Source organism: Aurantimonas sp. A3-2-R12 (assembly GCF_036016755.1).
GTDB classification, from domain to species: domain Bacteria; phylum Pseudomonadota; class Alphaproteobacteria; order Rhizobiales; family Rhizobiaceae; genus Aurantimonas; species Aurantimonas coralicida_A.
This window is the reverse complement of the sequence record NZ_JAYXIH010000016.1, coordinates 31,092-48,212: the sequence shown is the minus strand read 5'-3', so window position 1 is coordinate 48,212 and position 17,121 is coordinate 31,092. Positions and strand designations below refer to the sequence as shown.

Sequence of the window (17,121 nt, the reverse complement as noted above, 5' to 3'; positions counted from 1 at the left end):
CCCACGCAGCTTTCGACCCTCAAGACTGGTGTCCAAGGCGGCGACCTGGAGCGAGGCCAATCGTCGCGGATACCCGAGGGAGGCTTCAAACTGGCCGTTTCATCGCGCTTCGAGCGACCATTGATCTACCGGCAGCGGCTGTGGACGCGGATCACCCATTGGGCCTGGACGCTCTGCCTGTTCTTCCTGCTGCTCTCGGGCCTGCAGATCTTCATGGCGCGGCCGGACCTTTATATCGGCCAGGAATCAGGTTTCGCCTACGACAACACCATCCTGTCGATCGGCGCCTACATGGACGGCGCCGCGATGAAGGGCCGGACGATCCTGTTCGGCCAAGCCTTTGACACCACCGGCTGGCTCGGCGCGGTCTGGGAGGGCGACCGACTTCAGCCGAAGAGCTTTCCATCCTGGCTGACCATCCCCGGCTACCGGGATCTGGCGACCGGCCGGGTCGTGCATCTGTTCTTCGCCTGGGGCCTCGCCATCACGCTTCTCATCTGGCTCGTCGCCAGCCTGATCAACCGTCACATCAAGGAGCTTTTTCCGAGCGGCGACGACATCCGTCACCTGCCGCGCGAAGCCGCCGACCACGCGCGGCTGCGCTTTTCCCGCGAAGCCCGCTACAACGCCTTGCAGAAGCTGTCCTATGCGAGCGTGCTGTTCATCGCTTTGCCGCTGATCATCGCGACCGGCCTCACCATGTCGCCGGGTGTGAATGCATGGGCACCGTGGATGCTCGATGTTTTCGGCGGCCGCCAGACAGCGCGCACGATCCATTTCATCCTGATGCTGTATCTGGTTCTGTTCTTCGTCGTCCACATCGTCATGATGGTCCTCGCCGGACCCTTCAACGAGTTGCGCTCGATGATCACCGGCTGGTACCGCGCCGATCCGGAGTCCGAATGATGACCCGCTCTGAGCTCACCCGCCGGCGCTTTCTCACCGGGGCGACGATCGCCTCGACCGCACCGCTCGCCGGCTGTTTCGACTTTCTTGGGGTCCGCGACAACGAGATCCGCGACGTTCTCGAAACCGCGAACTCCCTCACCTACCGGGTGCAGCGCTTCCTGCTCGGCTCGGATACCTTCGCCCGCGAATTTTCCGAAAGCGAGATTCGCCAGCCGATGCGGCCGAACGGCTCGACCAACCCGCGCAACCCGGCCTATCGCGCCCTCGCGGAGGCGGAGTTCTCCGATTATCGCCTGCCTGTCGACGGCCTCGTCGAAAAACCGCTCAGCCTCTCGCTCGACGAACTCCGCAACATGCCCGCCCGCACCCAGATTACCCGGCACGACTGCGTCGAGGGCTGGAGCTGCATCGCCAAATGGACCGGCACGCCGCTCGCCGCCGTGCTCGATCAGGCCGGCGTCAAGCCGGAAGCGCGCTTCGTGGTGTTCGAATGCTTTGATTCGATGGGCAGCGGCTTCCTGCGCCCGATCGAATATTACGAATCGATCGACCTCACCGACGCCCGGCATCCGCAGACGATCCTCGCTTATGGCATGAACGACCAGACCCTGCCGATATCAAACGGAGCGCCGCTGCGTGTCAGGATCGAGCGACAGCTCGGCTACAAGATGGCGAAATACATCCGCGCCATCCGCGTCACCGACACGCTCGACGGCTACGGCCAGGGCGGCGGTGGCTATTGGGAGGACAATGGCTACGAGTGGTTTGCCGGGATCTGAATCTCCTGTCCATGGGCAATTCTCCCCCAAGATTTGGTCCTTTGGTTCGGTTGCCGGCAGCAAGCTCGACGACTTTGCCTCTTTGTTTTCCGGAGACGAGAATATTTTCTTAAGTTTGGGTGATTACTGTGACTTCCCTAGGGTGAGGATTCGACTGGGAGGGCCGCAACATGGTGACAATGGATCTAAGCGACACCAAATTTGCGAACCAGTTGCTGGAGCATCTCGTCGTCCCGACATTCGTGCTGGCCGCGTCCGGCCATGTGATCATCTGGAATCGCGCTTGCGAAAAGCTGACCGGCGTCTGTGCCTCAGCGGTTCTCGGCACCAAACGGCACTGGGCTGCTTTCTATGAGGACCCACGGCCTTGTCTAGCCGATCTGGTGCTGGAGGCTACGGGATCGGAAAGGATCGAGGCTCTCTATACCGTCGACCGTAGCGACTGGCGGCAAATCGATAGAGAGGCGAAAGACGGCCGCTTCAGCATTCTCGCAGCGGAAAACTGGTGTGTTTTACCAAACGGCTCCGGCCGCCGTTATCTCGCGATAGACGCGGGTCCGGTTTTTGACCAGAGCGGGGCGCTGATGGCCGTCGTTGAAACGCTCCGTGACATCACGCCTCAGAAAAATGCCCAGGACGCGCTTGAGACTCTGGCGAGCCAAGATGGCCTTACCGGTCTGGCCAATCGGCGTCGCTTCGACGAACATCTCAAGGAAGAGTGGCTTCTCGCGATCAATTCGGGGACCGAGCTCTCGCTTCTCATGCTCGATATCGACCACTTCAAACCGTACAACGACTCCAGCGGACACCAGCGCGGCGATGAGTGCCTGCGGCAGGTGGCCAAGCTTCCTGTCGCGGAGACGCGCCAAGATTCCGATCTCGTCGCCCGGTACGGGGGAGAGGAATTCGTGGTCGTTCTACCCGGCGCCTCGTATGGCGAGGCGATGAAAATTGCGCGGCGTATTCTCGCGACCATGCGGGATGCGGCCATACCCCATCCGGCTCCGAGCTGCCCGATGACTGTTACCTTGAGCATCGGCGTCGCCACCAAGGGGAAGAGCGCGACCTCGCTCGACCAGCTGATTGCGGTGGCCGATGCCTCGCTTTATCGCGCCAAGCAGAGCGGCCGAAACCGAATCGTCGCGAATTTTGCCGCTGCCGCGTGACGGCAACCTGATCACAACGGAATGTTGTCGTGCTTCTTCCAGGGGTTGTCGAGATCCTTGTTACGGAGCATGGCCAGCGCTCGCGCGACCCGGCGGCGGGTCGAGTGCGGCATGATCACCTCGTCGACATAGCCGCGTTCGGCGGCGACGAAGGGCGACAGGAACCGCTTTTCGTAGGCGGCGGCGTGAGCGGCGATCTTGTCCGGATCGGCGGCATCCTTGCGGTGGATGATCTCGGCCGCGCCCTTGGCGCCCATCACCGCGATCTGCGCCGTCGGCCAGGCATAGTTGATGTCGCCGCGAAGGTGTTTCGACGCCATCACATCATAGGCGCCTCCGAACGCCTTGCGGGTGATCACCGTGACCTTCGGCACCGTCGCCTCGGCATAGGCGAACAGGAGCTTGGCGCCGTGCTTGATCAGCCCGCCATATTCCTGCGCCGTGCCCGGCAGGAAGCCCGGCACGTCGACGAAGGTGAGGACGGGAATCGAGAAGCAGTCGCAGAAGCGCACGAAGCGCGCCGCCTTGCGGCTTGCATCCGCGTCGAGGACGCCGGCCAGCACCATCGGCTGGTTAGCGACGATGCCAACGGTGCGACCCTCTATCCTCCCGAAGCCGGTCACGATGTTGCCGGCAAAGGCCTGCTGGATCTCGAAGAAGTCGCCCTCGTCGACCGTCTTCCGGATCAGCTCCTTCATGTCGTAGGGCTTGTTGGCGTTGTCGGGGATCAGCGTGTCGAGCGAGCGATCCTCCTCGAACACCGACTGGGTGAAGTCGAGTTCGGGTACCGGCGAGGTGTTCGATGCCGGCAGGAAGTCGATCAGCCGGCGCATTTGCAACAGCGCGTCGACGTCGTTGTCATAGGCGCCGTCGGCGATCGAGGATTTGACGGTGTGGACCGAGGCGCCGCCGAGTTCCTCGGCCGTCACCGTCTCGTTGGTCACTGTCTTCACCACGTCCGGCCCGGTGACGAACATGTAGGACGTGTCGCGAACCATGAAGATGAAGTCGGTCATCGCCGGAGAATAGACGTCGCCGCCGGCACAAGGCCCCATGATCACCGAAATCTGCGGGATGACGCCCGAGGCCAGCACGTTGCGCTGGAAGATCTCGGCATAGCCGCCGAGCGCGGCGACACCCTCCTGGATTCGCGCGCCGCCTGCGTCGTAGAAGCCGATGATCGGCGCGCGGTTGCGCAGTGCCAGATCCTGGACCTTCTGGACCTTTTCGGCATGGGCCTCGGAGAGCGAGCCCCCGAAGACGGTGAAATCCTTGGCGAAGACGAACACGGTGCGGCCGTTGACGGTGCCCCACCCGGTGACGACGCCATCGCCGGGTATCGTCTGCTCCGCCATGCCGAAATCCGTCGCCCGGTGCTGGACGAACATGTCGAATTCCTCGAACGAACCCTCGTCGAGAAACACCGTGAGACGCTCGCGGGCGGTCAGCTTGCCCTTTTCGTGCTGGGCATCGATGCGCCTTTGACCGCCGCCTTGCCTCGCCCGTTCGCGCCGGACTTCCAGTTCGGCCAGCATCTCGTGCATCTTTCGTCCCCCCTGCCCGCTCGGCTTTGATGTCGGCCGATGCGCCTGCCTCACGGCATCATCATACCCGGATAAATGCATCGAACGACGCCGGCAATCGGCGGTAAGTCGAATAGGCCGAGGAATGCGAAAGCGATACGCCCTTTTGCGCTACGCGCGCCCCAGGAACACCGCCGCCACGCGCATCTCCTCCCAGCGCTGGCGCCGCCGCGCCGCCGCCTCCTCGTCGGCGCCCCATTGTTCGATGTTCCAGTCCTCGTCCAGGTGCCCGAGCGACCACGCTTCCTCGGCCGACAGCCGTCCTTCGGCGACCGCGAGCGCCAGCAGGGCCGAGCCGGTGAGCGTCGTCGCCTGATGCATCGCGGCGATGCGGAACGGATCGTCGATCTTCGCCAGCCAGGCACGAAACGCCTCCATTGAGGCCGGCGGCTGCGCGACATGCATGACGCCCTCGGCGAGGACGAAGCGGCCGCCGAAGCTGTCCTTGGCCCAATCGAGAATCGGGTCCCAGCCCTCACGCTGGCGCTGCACGAGTCGTTCCGGCGAACCGGCTCGATAGAACAAGAGATCGGTCTCGACGTAGCGACCGATATCGTCGCGCACCGGAACCGGATCGTCGGCGATCGCCTCGATCACGGTGTTGACCAGCCGCGTCATCGGCATGGTCGCCGGGTCGATGCGTTCGCGCTGCGCCTCCCATTCGGCCGCGATCATCTGCGCAGCCGCGGGAAGCGGCACAGCGAGCGGCCGGCGGCCCGGCGTCTTGACCGGGCGACCATCCAGCAGAACGGAGAACCCGCCGGCAGCTTCCGCCAGCGTAACGGTCTGATAGAACCGTTTGGGCAGTCCGGATCGACCCGTGCCGGTGGTCATCGCGTGTCTCCTGTCGTCATGGCGAAAGCCGAACCCTTCGCGGCATCAGTCGATCGTCACCCGACGGCCGCGTTCCGCCTGGAGCGGGTCGCCGAGCAGCCAGGCGTCAATGAACGCCCCGAGTTCGTCGACCGTCTCGGCAACGGCGTAAGCGCCGGAGGCGAGCAGCGGCGCGGCTTCGTGGGTGCCCCAGGCGACACCCAGCGCGGGGGCACCGGCCGTTCTCGCCATTTCGATATCGAAGACGGAATCACCGACGACGAGCGCATGGCGCGGGTCCAGCCCGAATTCGGCGCAGCACTCCTCCACCATGGCCGGATGCGGCTTGGATGGACAATCGTCGGCCGTGCGCACGGCATGGAACTCCATGCCATGCGTCTCGCAGATCGCCGCCACGCCGCTACGCGACTTGCCAGTCACCATGGCGAGCAGCACGTCCTCGCGGGCCGAAAGCCGATCGATCAGCGCCTTCATGCCCGGGAACAGTGTCTCGCGAAACCGCTCGTCCGCCCGCGATGCGCGAAAAGTCCGGCGGTAGCCCTCGACCATCGCGGCGAGCAATGGCGGCTCGGCGGTGGGATGCAGGCGGCCGATCGCGACGTCCAGCGACAGGCCGATGATGCCGCGCGTCTCGGCATCCTCCGGCTCGGGTAATCCGTGCTCGGCAAAGACCCGCCGCATGATGTCGCAGATCAGGCCGCAGCTATCGGCGATGGTGCCGTCACAATCGAACAGAACCGCGCGCATCAGTCGCCCAACGCGCCTTCGTCGAAACCGAAGAGATTGAAGGTCTGCACCATATGCGGCGGCAGCGGCGCGATCTGATCGACGACACCGCCGTCCGGATGGGGTATGACAATGCGACGCGCATGCAGATGCAGCCGCTTCTGGACGCCGCCGGGAAACTCCCAATTGGTGTCGTGCTCGAAATATTTCGGATCGCCGAGGATCGGATGCCCGATATGGAGAGCGTGGACGCGCAGCTGATGGGTCCGCCCCGTATAGGGCTCGAACTCGACCCAGGCGAAGTTCTGGGCGAGATTTTCGATCACCCGGTAATGGGTCAGTGCGTGGTCGGCCCCCTCCTCGCCGTGTTTGGCGACGCGCATTCGGTCGCCGTCCTCCGTCTGCTCTTTGACAAGGAAGGTCGAGATGCGCCCGTCCCGCGGTGTCGGGACGCCTTTGACGACCGCCCAATAGACCTTTTTGGTGTCGCGCTCGCGAAACGCCTTGGTCAGCGCTGTCGCAGCGCCGCGCGTGCGGGCAACGACGAGGACACCGGACGTGTCGCGGTCGAGGCGGTGGACGAGGCGGGGCTTCTCGCCCTTACGGCTGCGCCAGGCCTCCAGCATCTTGTCGACATGCCGGGAGACGCCCGAGCCACCCTGAACGGCAAGGCCGGCCGGCTTGTTGAAGACATAGACCTTGGCGTCCTCGTAGATCAGCATCTGCGCCAACACGTCGCCATCGTGCTGGTCGCGGATCGTGTTGCGGGTCAGCGGGCCGACCTTCCCCCGTGCCGAGTCGGTTCCCATCGGCGGCACGCGGACCATCTGCCCCGCGAGAACGCGCGTGTCCGACTTGGCGCGGCCGCCGTCGACCCGCACCTGACCCGAGCGCAGCAACTTCTGCAGATGGCCGAAGCCGAGGCCCGGATAGTGCAGCTTAAACCAGCGGTCGAGACGCAAGCCGGCCTCGTCCTCCTCGATCCGTCGCTGTTCGACAGACGCCATTGTCTTTTCCTTTACTTGGCTTGCCTCAGCCGCCATCAGACTAGCCCCCGTCCCGCGGCGAATCCGGCAAACAGCGCCGCGATTCCGGCGACGACGGAACCGATGACGTAAAACGCCGCCAAACCGAACGCCCCGCGCTCATAGAGCGCCACCGCATCGAGCGAAAAGGACGAGAAGGTGGTGAACCCGCCCAGCAGCCCGACGGCGAGGAACAGCCGCAATTCATTCGACGCACCGAAGCGGCGCGCAACGATCTCCATCACGATACCCATCAGGAATGATCCGGAGACGTTCACGAAGGCAGTACCAAACGGAAAATTCGGACTGAGAAAACGAAGCGCCGCAAGGTTCGACAAGTGTCGAAGGCTCGCACCGATCGCGCCGCCCGCGGCAACGAGGATGAGGTGATACATGCCGCCTCTATAGCCGCCCCATCGAAGTGAGGCTAGCCACGCGGCGGCGGCGCCGAGCTTAGATTGTCGGCGCCGCCGCGAACCGTGACGGAACCGCTACTCCGCGGCGTTCGCCTCGGCCTTCGCCTGTTCCAGGAACGGCTGCCGCCGTTCGGCATGGAGCCCGCGCATGGTCGACCAGCACAGCGCCATGAGCAGGAACGCGAACGGAAAGCCCGTCGCGATCGCCGCACCCTGAAGCGCAGCGAGCCCGCCGCCGACCAGCAGCGCGATCGCCACCAGGCCTTCGAAGGTCGCCCAGAATATCCGTTGCGGCACCGGTGCGTCGATCTTGCCGCCGGCCGTGATCGTATCGATGACCAGCGAGCCGGAGTCGGACGAGGTGACGAAGAACACGATCACCAGGACGATGCCCAAAAAGGATGAGATCGACGTCAGCGGCAATTGGCCGAGCATAACGAAGAGTTTCACTTCGAGCGCCGCGTCGACGATGCCGGCGAAGCCGTCGATCGTCTCGGTAAGGGCCGTCCCGCCGAATACCGTCATCCAGATGATCGAAACGACGGTCGGGATGATCAGGACGCAGGTCAAGAACTCCCGAATGGTGCGGCCGCGCGAGACCCGCGCGATGAACATGCCGACGAAGGGCGACCAGCTCATCCACCAGGCCCAATAGAAGCTCGTCCAGCCCTGTCTGAAGTTGTCGTCGACGCGGCCGAACGGATTGGAGAGCGGGATGACCTCGCGCAGATAGGCAACCGAATTGCCGAAGATGCCACGAACGATATCCATGGTCGGCCCGACCAGGAAGATGAACCCCAGCAAGAGCAGCGCGAGACCCATATTGATCTCGGACAGCCGTTTCACTCCGGCATCGAGGCCGGCAACGACGGAAGCCAGTGCGACGCAGGTAATCAGTACGATCAGCACGATCTTGCTGAGCGTCGTCGCGGGAACGCCGAAGAGATAGTTCAATCCGGCGACTGCCTGCTCCGCGCCGAGACCGAGGGACGTGGCGAGACCGAACAGGGTTGCGAAGACGGCCAGCGTATCGATGATGTGACCCGGCCAGCCCCAGACGCGTTCGCCCAGCAGTGGGTAGAAGGCCGAGCGCATGGTGAGTGGCAGGCCCCAATTATAGCTGAAGAAAGCCAGTGCCAGGGCGACCACCGCGTAGATCGCCCAGGGGTGGAGCCCCCAGTGATAGATCGTCGCAGCCATGCCGAGCCGGCGGGCGGCCTCAGTATCGCCAACGGCGCCACCAAGGGGCGCCCAGGAATCGCCGGCGAGCGAGGTGGAGAAATGCGAGATCGGTTCCGAGACGCCGTAGAACATCAGGCCGATGCCCATCCCGGCCGCGAACAGCATCGCGAACCAGCCGAAATAGCCATATTCCGGTTTGGCGTCCTTGCCGCCCAGCCGGATCGAGCCGTAGGGCGACACGATGAGGAACAGGCAGAACAGGACGAAAATGTTGCCCGCGATGAGGAAGACCCAGTCGAAATTCGCGGTCAGCGCAGGACGCAGCCAGCCGAAGAAATCGTCGGCGACGGTCGGAAACAGCAGCGTGAAAGCGACGAAGGCGATGATCAGTCCGGCGGAAACCGGGAACACCGGATTGTGGATATCCAGACCGTATTTCCGCAGATTGTCCTGCCCGACCTCATAGTCGGTGACGGAATGTTCGGCCAGCTGGCCAGGTTCGAGCGACATCGAAACCTCACTTTCAAATCAGTACTGCAATTGGATTGCAAAGAAAAACAGCGGTCCTTACGAATAGGGACTTGCAATCAGTCTGCCACAAAACGTGGCCTCTGGGCACCCGGCGCGGCCTGATTAGGGTAAATCCCACAGAATTCGGCCGACGCGTTAGTCCTGGGTGTGCCGTTTCTCCCGCAGCTCCGCCCAATATCGAAGACGTTCGCCGATGGACACCTCTGCCCCCCGCTCAGTCGGGCGGTAGAAAACCGGCCGTCCCATGTCTTCGGGGAAATAGCTTTGGCCGGAAAACCCGTCCGGCGCGTCATGATCGTAGGCATAGCCGGCGCCGTAGCCCTCCGAGCGCATCAGCGTCGTCGGGGCGTTGAGGATATGCTTGGGCGGCAGCAGCGAACCGCGTTCCTTGGCGGCGCGCATCGCCGCCTTGTAGGCGACATAGACAGCGTTGGATTTCGGCGCCGCCGCCAGATAGACGGTCGCTTCGGCCAGCGCCAATTCGCCCTCCGGCGAGCCGAGATAGTCGTAGGCGTCCTTGGCTGCGAGCGCGATGCCAAGCGCCCGCGGATCGGCCAGCCCGATATCTTCAGCCGCCATTCGCACCAGCCGGCGCCCGAGATACAGCGGATCCTCGCCGGCATCGAACATTCGGCAAAGCCAGTAGAGCGCCGCGTCCGGGTCCGATCCTCGCACCGATTTATGCAGAGCGGAGATCAGGTTGTAATGACCGTCCTGGCCCTTGTCGTAGACCGGCGCCCGACGTTGGACGATGTCCTGCAGGCTGGCCGCGTCGAAAACCTCGCCCGCCCGCCCCGCACGCCAGATCTCCTCCGCCAATGTCAGGATCGCGCGACCATCACCATCCGCCATCCGCAGCAGCACCGCCCGCGCCTCCTCGTCGAGCGGCAAGGGCCGGCCTTCCGCCGCCTCGGCCCGCAGGAGCAGCTTGGCAAGACTCTCCGACCCGTGCGGGCGAAAGGTGAGAACCCGGGCCCGCGACAAAAGCGCGGCGTTGAGCTCGAAGGACGGGTTTTCGGTCGTGGCGCCGACGAGGACGACCGTGCCGTCTTCCATCACCGGCAGGAACGAATCCTGCTGCGCCCGGTTGAAGCGATGGATCTCGTCGACGAACAGCAGCGTTCGCCTGCCGTTGGACTGGCGCAGTCGCGCCGCTTCGAAGACCTTCTTCAAGTCCGCGACACCGGAAAAGATTGCCGAGATCTGCTCGAAAGCATAATCGACTTCATTGGCGAGAAGCCGTGCGACGGTGGTTTTGCCGGTGCCGGGTGGTCCCCAGAAGATCATGGAGCCAAGGCTGCCGGTTGCGAGCATGCGCGACAGCGCGCCGCCCTCCGCGGTCAGATGTTCCTGACCGGCGACCTCGGCAAGCGCGCGCGGCCGCAGCCGGTCAGCCAGCGGCCGCGAGGGATCGTCGGCCGGCGTCTGCGCGCCCTTCCCTGTGCCGGTCGACGGTCCCGGATCGCCGCCGCCAAAGAGATCCGCCAAGTCAGCGCACCATTTGGGTCATGCGACGACCGTCCCGCTCAACTTCGAATTGCCAGCCCCGATAGCGCCGTTTCAGCATTTCCTCCAACGACTTCGTCGAGGCAATGACGTCGCCGTTGATGGTCAGAAGAATATCGTTTGGCCGCAGGCCGAAGCGCTGCGCCAACGATCCGCGTTCCACGGTCGCCACGACGACCCCGGTCTTGTCAGCTGGCAGCCCCCGCTCCTCGGCGACGCGCGGCGACAGGTTGAGCACGGTCGCGCCGGAAAACGGGTTGTTGCCGGACAGGCTGCGCTCATCTCGTGGCGGGTTTTCGGGAGCCGCTTGCAGCGGGAGATCGATGGTTTCCCGATCCTCGCCACGCAAAACGCTCACCTTCGCCGTGCGCCCGACGCCTGCTGTCGCCAGCCGGTAGCCGAGGGCATCGGGATTGTTGATCGCAAACCCGTCGACAGACAAGATAACGTCACCAACCGTGATGCCGGCCTCTGCGGCCGGGCTATCCTTCACCACCGCTTGTACTAGCGCACCGGTCGGCCGGGGAAGACCGAGCGCATCGGCGATATCGGGCGTAACCGAGGCGAAGGTTGCGCCGACATAGGGACGCTCGAAACGCCCGCCCGCCTTGGCGGCGCGCTGGAAGCTCGCCACCATGTTGGAGGGAATCGCGAAGCCGATGCCGTTGGAGCCGCCGGAACGCGAAAAGATCGCCGTATTCACGCCCACCAGCCGCCCCTTCATGTCGATCAGGGCGCCACCGGAGTTGCCGGGATTGATCGCCGCGTCCGTCTGGATGAAGAAGCCGAAATCGTTGACGCCAATATGGTTGCGCGCCAGCGCCGAGACGATACCGGTGGTGACAGTCTGGCCGATGCCGAACGGATTGCCGATCGCCAAGACGAGATCGCCGATTTCCAATTCGTCCGAGTCGGCGATCGGCAGCGAGGGGAACGGCCCGGTGCCATCGATCGCAAGGATCGCCAGATCGACCTTCTTGTCCTTGAGAAGCACCTTCGTTTCGAATTCGCGACCATCACTGAAGGCAATCTTCACCTCGTCGGCGTTCTCGACGACATGGTTGTTGGTAACGACGAGGCCAGATGAATCGATGATCACACCGGAACCGAGCGCCGACTCCATGCGTGGCCGGTCATCGAACCGTTGGCCAAAAAACTGGCCGAAGAAGGGATCGTTCGCGAAGGGTGATTGCCGTGTCGGGACCACGCGCGCGGCATAGACGTTGACGACGGCCGGCGCCGTTTCCTTGACGAGCGGCGCGAAGGAGAGATCGATTTCCGCCCGGCTGGTCGGCACCGCTTCCGCCTTGCCAGCAGATTTATCAGGAGCCAAAACGACCGGCCCTTGATCGTCTTCAGCGCTGGTGCGCGTCCCGGGCTCGCCCGAGGACTGCTGCCTGTCGACCCTGCCACCATCGCGGTCCGGCGTCTGCTCACCGAGCAATCCGTCGATCCAGCCGCCCACGCTCCAGCCGTGATCAGCCCCCAGAGTTGGCGAGGCTGCTAGAAAGGTCGCGATCAAAGCGACCCATAAGACCTGTTGCGACCGCATCACCCGCCTGTCGTTCCCCGCCGACTCGCCTTTGGAAGTCGGCTCCGGTTTAAACCAGACGAGAGCCATGAAAAAGGGGCCTTATCGAGGCCCGTCAGAGTGCTGACAGACCCCGTCGATTTTCGGCGGAGTTTTTTGTTTCGAGCGGCGAAGTTTGTCTGATCGGGTTCGTGAGACGGCGCCGGTTGGGTGTGTTGGCGCAGCTCGTGTGTGGGGTTGGCTTTGCGGCTAGCGCCATCGCGATCTTCTTGATGTCGTGGGCAGCCGCTTCAAAAGCGGCCACCCTCTTCCCGTCTGCTCCGGCCTATTCCGATGACGGAATGCCGGGCGATGCTTACTTTTTGCCGGCGACCGCGGCGACCTCGGCGGCGAAGTCGGTCTCTTCCTTTTCGACCCCTTCGCCGAGCGCAAATCGCTCAAAGGCGACGATCTTGGCAGGAGCCCCGAAACCGGCTTCCGCCTCGGCCAGCGCCTTCTCGACGGTCAGATCCGGGTTGATGACGAAGGCCTGCTTGAGAAGCACGACCTCCTCGTAGAATTTGCGCAGGCGTCCTTCCACCATCTTCTCGATGATGTTCTCCGGCTTGCCCGACTGCCGCGCCTGCTCGACGAAGATTGCCCGCTCCCGATCGACAGTGGCCGCGTCGATCTCTTCAGCGGACAATGCTAGCGGATTGGTCGCGGCGACATGCATGGCGACCTGACGGCCGAACTGATTCAGCGCCGCCTTGTCGCCGGCCGATTCGATCGCCACGAGAACGCCAAGCTTGCCGAGTCCGTCGACTACCTGATTGTGAATGTAGGTCGCCACGACGCCTTCGCCGACGCTCAGCATCGTCGAACGGCGCAGGGCCATGTTCTCGCCGATCGTTCCGATGGCATCCTTGATCGTGTCGTTCACGCTCTTGGACGAACCCGGATAGGTCGCCGCGCCGACCGCCTCGACAGAGCCATCGGTTGTCAGGGCGACATTGGTGATATCGCGCACGATCGACTGAAAGGCGTCGTTGCGGGCGACGAAATCGGTTTCCGAGTTCACCTCGACGACGACGGCCTTGGAACCCTCGGCCGCGACCCCGACCAGCCCTTCGGCGGCGGTGCGGCCAGACTTCTTGTCCGCCTTGGCGATGCCCTTGGTGCGCAGCCAGTCGACCGCCGCTTCCATGTTGCCGTCGTTCTCGGCCAGAGCGGTCTTGCAGTCCATCATGCCGGCGCCGGTCAGGTCGCGCAGCTCTTTGACCATTGAAGCGGTGATTGCCATGTTTGCCTCTTCAGAAATAATTGGGCGCACCGGCTCGATGGGAACGGGTGCGCCGGACATGTGGCGCCTCGGTTACGGCACCTTGGTGGGTCGAGTCGCGGCCGCGAGAGCCGGGCAAAGAAAAACGGGAGCTGGTTCTCCGCCGCCTCCGCTCACTCATTCGATGCGATCACGGTGCCGGCGTTGAACCCGTGCGGTCCGAATTCGGTGTGATCTCGGCATGCCTCCTGAAAATCGATCGAGACTTTCAAACAGGACCATGCATCCGTTTGCTCATGCAACGCTCGAGGCAGTGTCCCGGCGTCAACCACGCCGGAACCCTTGCTCTTCGACATTTGCTCAGGCGCTAGCCGCCTCGGTCTTCTCGTCGCCGGCGGCCTCAGCCTGCTCAGCAGCGACCGGCTCTTCGGTGGCGGCTGCAGCCGGAGCCGCTTCTTCGCTTGCCGGGGCAGCTTCTTCGCTTGCCGAAGCAGCAACCGTCTCTTCCTCGATCACCTCCTCGACAGGTGCTTCTTCGAGCGCACCGATGTCGACGCCGGAATCGCCCTGCTGGCGGGCAATGCCGTCCACCGCCGACCGGGCGATGAGGTCGCAGTAGAGAGTGATCGCGCGAGCGGCGTCGTCATTGCCCGGGATCGGGTAATCGATCGATGCTGGATTGCAGTTCGAATCCACTACCGCGACGATCGGGATATGCAGCCGCTTGGCCTCCTCGATCGCGATCGACTCCTTGTTGGTGTCGATAATGAAGATCATGTCCGGGACGCCACCCATGTCACGGATACCGCCGAGCGCTCGGTCGAGCTTGTCGCGCTCGCGCTGCAGCGTCAGACGCTCCTTCTTGGTGAAGCCCTGGGCCTCGCCAGAGAGCATCTCGTCGAGCTTGCGCAGGCGCTGGATCGACTTGGAGATGGTGTTCCAGTTGGTCAGCATGCCGCCGAGCCAGCGGGCGTTGACGTAGTACTGGGCCGAACGCTGCGCCGCGTCCGCGATGATGTCCGACGCCTGGCGCTTGGTGCCGACGAAGAGCACGCGGCCGCCACGGGCGACCGTGTCAGAGACCGCCTGCAGAGCGCGGTGCAGAAGCGGCACCGTCTGCGCGAGATCGAGAATGTGGATATTGTTGCGCGCGCCGAAGATATAGGGCGCCATCTTCGGGTTCCAGCGGTGAGTCTGGTGGCCGAAATGGACGCCCGCTTCGAGAAGCTGGCGCATGGAATAGTCTGGCAATGCCATGGTATGTTTCCTTTACCGGTTGAGCCTCCACGGAAAGAAGCGGCCGGATGCCGCCACCGGTGGATTGCGTCGTTCGAGCAGAACTCGACCGTCGAAACCCGACTTCCGTGTGTGGAATGGACGCGCCGATACACCAAAAGCCGCGACGAGGCAAGCCAAGCGCGCGTTTGGCTTGCCTCTAACGGCACGGCGTTGCTACGCCCCGTCGGTTCAGGGGCAGTCAGGTATTTCAAAAAGGTCGAGGCTCGCGAGGCCGCCGGCCAAGGTATAGCCGTCGAAGGTCAGCACCAAATCATCGGAGACGCCGTTCTCGTAGAGCGTATAGGCCGTTTCGAAAATCGGCAGACCGTCCGGGTCGCTGTCGGAATTGTAAAAGGATTCGCTGATACGCCAGGCGGCGAGACCGGTAAGCTGGTCAGATAGAGACGCGCGCCCGTCGCTTGGCGTCACCTCGGCCACCTTCCCGTCGCGCCCCGTGCCAGACTCCGAAGCCGGCGCGATCACCGCGGTACTCGTCAAAAGCTTCTCGACCTCCTCGTCGCCATCATAGAGCCGTGTCTCGACGATCCGCGCGCCGGCCTTCGCCTGCCCGATCAGCGCAATCGTATGCTGCATCGGAAACAGGGATTTTGGTACCTCGACGGTCCGGACCTTGGGGGCTGTCAGGGCGACCCGCGTCACGTCGCCTCGCGTCGACGCGGTGCCAATCACCGCATTTTCCGGACTGGCGTCGATGAAGGTCTTGGTCTCGAAGTCGAAACGCTCGCCGTCGGCGCTTTCGGTGGAGCGCGTCTGCTGATCGGTGACGATCAGTTCCTGCTCCTGCTGGAAGCGCGCCACGAAGCGATAGTCGAGGTCGTATGTGTCGCAGGTCTTCCGGCGCATCTCGATCGCGATCCGGCCCTGCGCGTCGACCAGGTCGCTATCCCCCTCACGCATCGACAGGTCGTAGGAGGCCCGGTGCGGCACCAGTTCCTGCGCCGAGGCAACGGCGGAAAACACCCCAACGATACTGATCAAAAGCGGAAGGGTTGTCGCTCGCATGACGGGACGATCTTTCGCTGGATCGACGGATGGGCTACCGATCGATCGGAATTTCGTAGCACCCTATTCCGTGGGCCGTGATGGGCGATAAACCCATCCGGCGCTCCTATCCCTGAAGACGAAGGAAGACAATATCATGGCCGATTCGATCGAGACCCGTCTGCGCGCCGCGAGTGTGACTCTGCCGGAGGCGGCGGCCCCCGCGGCAAACTACGTTCCCTTCGTCGTACACGGCCGGCTGCTGCAGACATCGGGCCAGCTTCCGATCGAGGATGGCAAGCTAGCCGTCGTCGGCAAGCTCGGCGCCGGCGTCTCGCTGGAAGAGGGTCAGGCGGCGGCGCGCCTGTGCGCGATCAACATTCTCGCGCAGGCCAATGCCGCGCTCGGCGGCGACTGGCGCCGGGTGAACCGCCTCCTCAAACTCACCGTGTTCGTGGCGAGCGACGCCAGCTTCACCGAACAGCACAAGGTCGCCAACGGCGCGTCGGATTTCCTGGTCGAGATCCTCGGCGACAAGGGCCGCCATTCGCGCTCGGCGGTTGGTGTCCCGGCGCTGCCCCTGGACGCAGCGGTCGAAATCGAAGCGCTTTTCGAGATCGATTGACATGATCGCCCGCTATAGCGGTCCGCTCGGCTGGCTGGTCGAGCGGCCGATCGCCCACCGGGGATTGCATGACGGCAATCAAGCCGTCGCCGAGAATTCAATTCCGGCGGCACAGGCGGCGATCGCGTCGGGCTGGGCGATCGAATGCGATGTCCAGCTCTCCGCTGACGGCACGCCTTATATTTTCCACGACGCCGCGCTCGACCGGCTCACCGGCCGCGAAGGCGCGTTTCGCGCGACCCGAGACGCCGCGATCCAGGAACTCGACCTCGCCGCCACCGGGGTCGGCATTCCGACAGTCTCGGCGTTTCTCGATATGGTCGATGGTCGCGTTCCCGTGGTCATGGAGTTGAAAGGGCTCGATCCGGCCCGCGACGAAGGCTATTTTGATCGGCTTGGCCCGATCGTCGAAGCCTATGCCGGCCAGCTCGCGCTGATGTCGTTCGATTCGTGGCTCATCGGCCAAATGCTCGAAGCGCGCCCAAACCGCCCGATCGGCCTCACGGCCGAGGGAACCCGGCCCGAGGTTCTGGCGGCGCATCGGCAGATCTATGCAGGCGGCTGCGACTTCTGCTCCTACAACGTCCACCATCTGCCGAACGCCTTCGTCGATTGGGTTCGGCGCGAGCACTGCGCGCCGGTGATCTCCTGGACGGTCCGCACGGCTGAAGACGTTCGCCGCAGCCGCGATTATTGCGACCAGATGACCTTCGAGGGCTTTACACCTGAGTCCTGAAGGCTTGCGTCGCGCCACCGGCGACATAACT

General features: G+C 63.8%; 16 protein-coding genes. 5 read left to right on the top strand and 11 right to left on the bottom strand.

Annotation, left to right across the window (positions count from 1 at the left end; all coding sequences use genetic code 11):
* Nucleotides 1-120: 120 nt before the first annotated feature.
* From VSX60_RS10310 to VSX60_RS10300, 3 genes are all read left to right on the top strand, one after another.
* Nucleotides 121-906 (top strand): cytochrome b/b6 domain-containing protein, encoded by a 786-nt coding sequence (locus tag VSX60_RS10310; protein WP_327624077.1) that lies wholly within the window; start codon nucleotides 121-123, stop codon nucleotides 904-906.
* Nucleotides 906-1,688, top strand: coding sequence for a molybdopterin-binding protein (locus tag VSX60_RS10305; RefSeq protein ID WP_327624076.1), 783 nt, complete (start codon nucleotides 906-908; stop codon nucleotides 1,686-1,688). Before VSX60_RS10310 ends, VSX60_RS10305 begins: the two co-directional genes overlap by 1 nt.
* Nucleotides 1,689-1,858: 170 nt before the next feature.
* Nucleotides 1,859-2,854 (top strand): sensor domain-containing diguanylate cyclase, encoded by a 996-nt coding sequence (locus tag VSX60_RS10300; RefSeq protein WP_327624075.1) that lies wholly within the window; start codon nucleotides 1,859-1,861, stop codon nucleotides 2,852-2,854.
* A gap of 11 nt (nucleotides 2,855-2,865) precedes the next feature.
* Here the strand turns inward: VSX60_RS10300 and VSX60_RS10295 are convergent, their stop codons facing one another.
* The 11 genes from VSX60_RS10295 to VSX60_RS10245 all read right to left on the bottom strand — a co-directional run bounded on the left by VSX60_RS10295 (nucleotide 2,866) and on the right by VSX60_RS10245 (nucleotide 15,750).
* Complete coding sequence (locus tag VSX60_RS10295; RefSeq protein ID WP_327624074.1) at nucleotides 2,866-4,398, bottom strand: acyl-CoA carboxylase subunit beta; 1,533 nt, start codon at nucleotides 4,396-4,398, stop codon at nucleotides 2,866-2,868.
* Between the two features lie 150 nt (nucleotides 4,399-4,548).
* Nucleotides 4,549-5,271, bottom strand: a complete 723-nt coding sequence (locus tag VSX60_RS10290; RefSeq protein WP_327624073.1) for an ATP12 family chaperone protein — start codon at nucleotides 5,269-5,271, stop codon at nucleotides 4,549-4,551.
* Nucleotides 5,272-5,316: 45 nt separating this feature from the next.
* Nucleotides 5,317-6,018, bottom strand: coding sequence for an HAD-IA family hydrolase (locus VSX60_RS10285; RefSeq protein WP_327624072.1), 702 nt, complete (start codon nucleotides 6,016-6,018; stop codon nucleotides 5,317-5,319).
* Complete coding sequence (locus tag VSX60_RS10280) at nucleotides 6,018-7,004, bottom strand: RluA family pseudouridine synthase (RefSeq protein WP_327624071.1); 987 nt, start codon at nucleotides 7,002-7,004, stop codon at nucleotides 6,018-6,020. The genes VSX60_RS10285 and VSX60_RS10280 overlap by 1 nt, the downstream gene beginning before the upstream one ends.
* Nucleotides 7,005-7,039: 35 nt before the next feature.
* Entirely contained in the window at nucleotides 7,040-7,417 is a 378-nt protein-coding gene (gene crcB / locus VSX60_RS10275) for a fluoride efflux transporter CrcB (protein WP_327624070.1), read from the bottom strand.
* A gap of 96 nt (nucleotides 7,418-7,513) precedes the next feature.
* On the bottom strand, nucleotides 7,514-9,130 hold the full coding sequence (locus VSX60_RS10270; RefSeq protein ID WP_327624069.1) for a BCCT family transporter: 1,617 nt from the start codon (nucleotides 9,128-9,130) through the stop codon (nucleotides 7,514-7,516).
* Nucleotides 9,131-9,286: 156 nt separating this feature from the next.
* Nucleotides 9,287-10,549: a replication-associated recombination protein A gene (locus VSX60_RS10265; RefSeq protein ID WP_327624121.1), complete on the bottom strand. Its 1,263-nt coding sequence runs from the start codon at nucleotides 10,547-10,549 to the stop codon at nucleotides 9,287-9,289.
* A 91-nt stretch (nucleotides 10,550-10,640) separates the two neighbouring features.
* The gene (locus VSX60_RS10260; RefSeq protein WP_442873080.1) at nucleotides 10,641-12,209 is read right to left on the bottom strand and encodes a DegQ family serine endoprotease; all 1,569 of its coding nucleotides are present in this window, start codon (nucleotides 12,207-12,209) and stop codon (nucleotides 10,641-10,643) included.
* 334 nt (nucleotides 12,210-12,543) lie between these two features.
* On the bottom strand, nucleotides 12,544-13,470 hold the full coding sequence (gene tsf, locus VSX60_RS10255) for a translation elongation factor Ts (protein WP_327624067.1): 927 nt from the start codon (nucleotides 13,468-13,470) through the stop codon (nucleotides 12,544-12,546).
* A 339-nt stretch (nucleotides 13,471-13,809) separates the two neighbouring features.
* The gene (rpsB, locus tag VSX60_RS10250) at nucleotides 13,810-14,706 is read right to left on the bottom strand and encodes a 30S ribosomal protein S2 (RefSeq protein WP_327624066.1); all 897 of its coding nucleotides are present in this window, start codon (nucleotides 14,704-14,706) and stop codon (nucleotides 13,810-13,812) included.
* A 210-nt stretch (nucleotides 14,707-14,916) separates the two neighbouring features.
* Nucleotides 14,917-15,750: an EipB family protein gene (locus tag VSX60_RS10245; protein ID WP_327624065.1), complete on the bottom strand. Its 834-nt coding sequence runs from the start codon at nucleotides 15,748-15,750 to the stop codon at nucleotides 14,917-14,919.
* Nucleotides 15,751-15,886: 136 nt separating this feature from the next.
* On the opposite strand from VSX60_RS10245, the gene VSX60_RS10240 reads away from it, so the two are divergent.
* Nucleotides 15,887-16,354 (top strand): RidA family protein, encoded by a 468-nt coding sequence (locus VSX60_RS10240; RefSeq protein ID WP_327624064.1) that lies wholly within the window; start codon nucleotides 15,887-15,889, stop codon nucleotides 16,352-16,354.
* 1 nt (nucleotide 16,355) lies between these two features.
* Entirely contained in the window at nucleotides 16,356-17,090 is a 735-nt protein-coding gene (locus tag VSX60_RS10235; RefSeq protein WP_327624063.1) for a glycerophosphodiester phosphodiesterase family protein, read from the top strand.
* Nucleotides 17,091-17,121 lie beyond the last annotated feature (31 nt).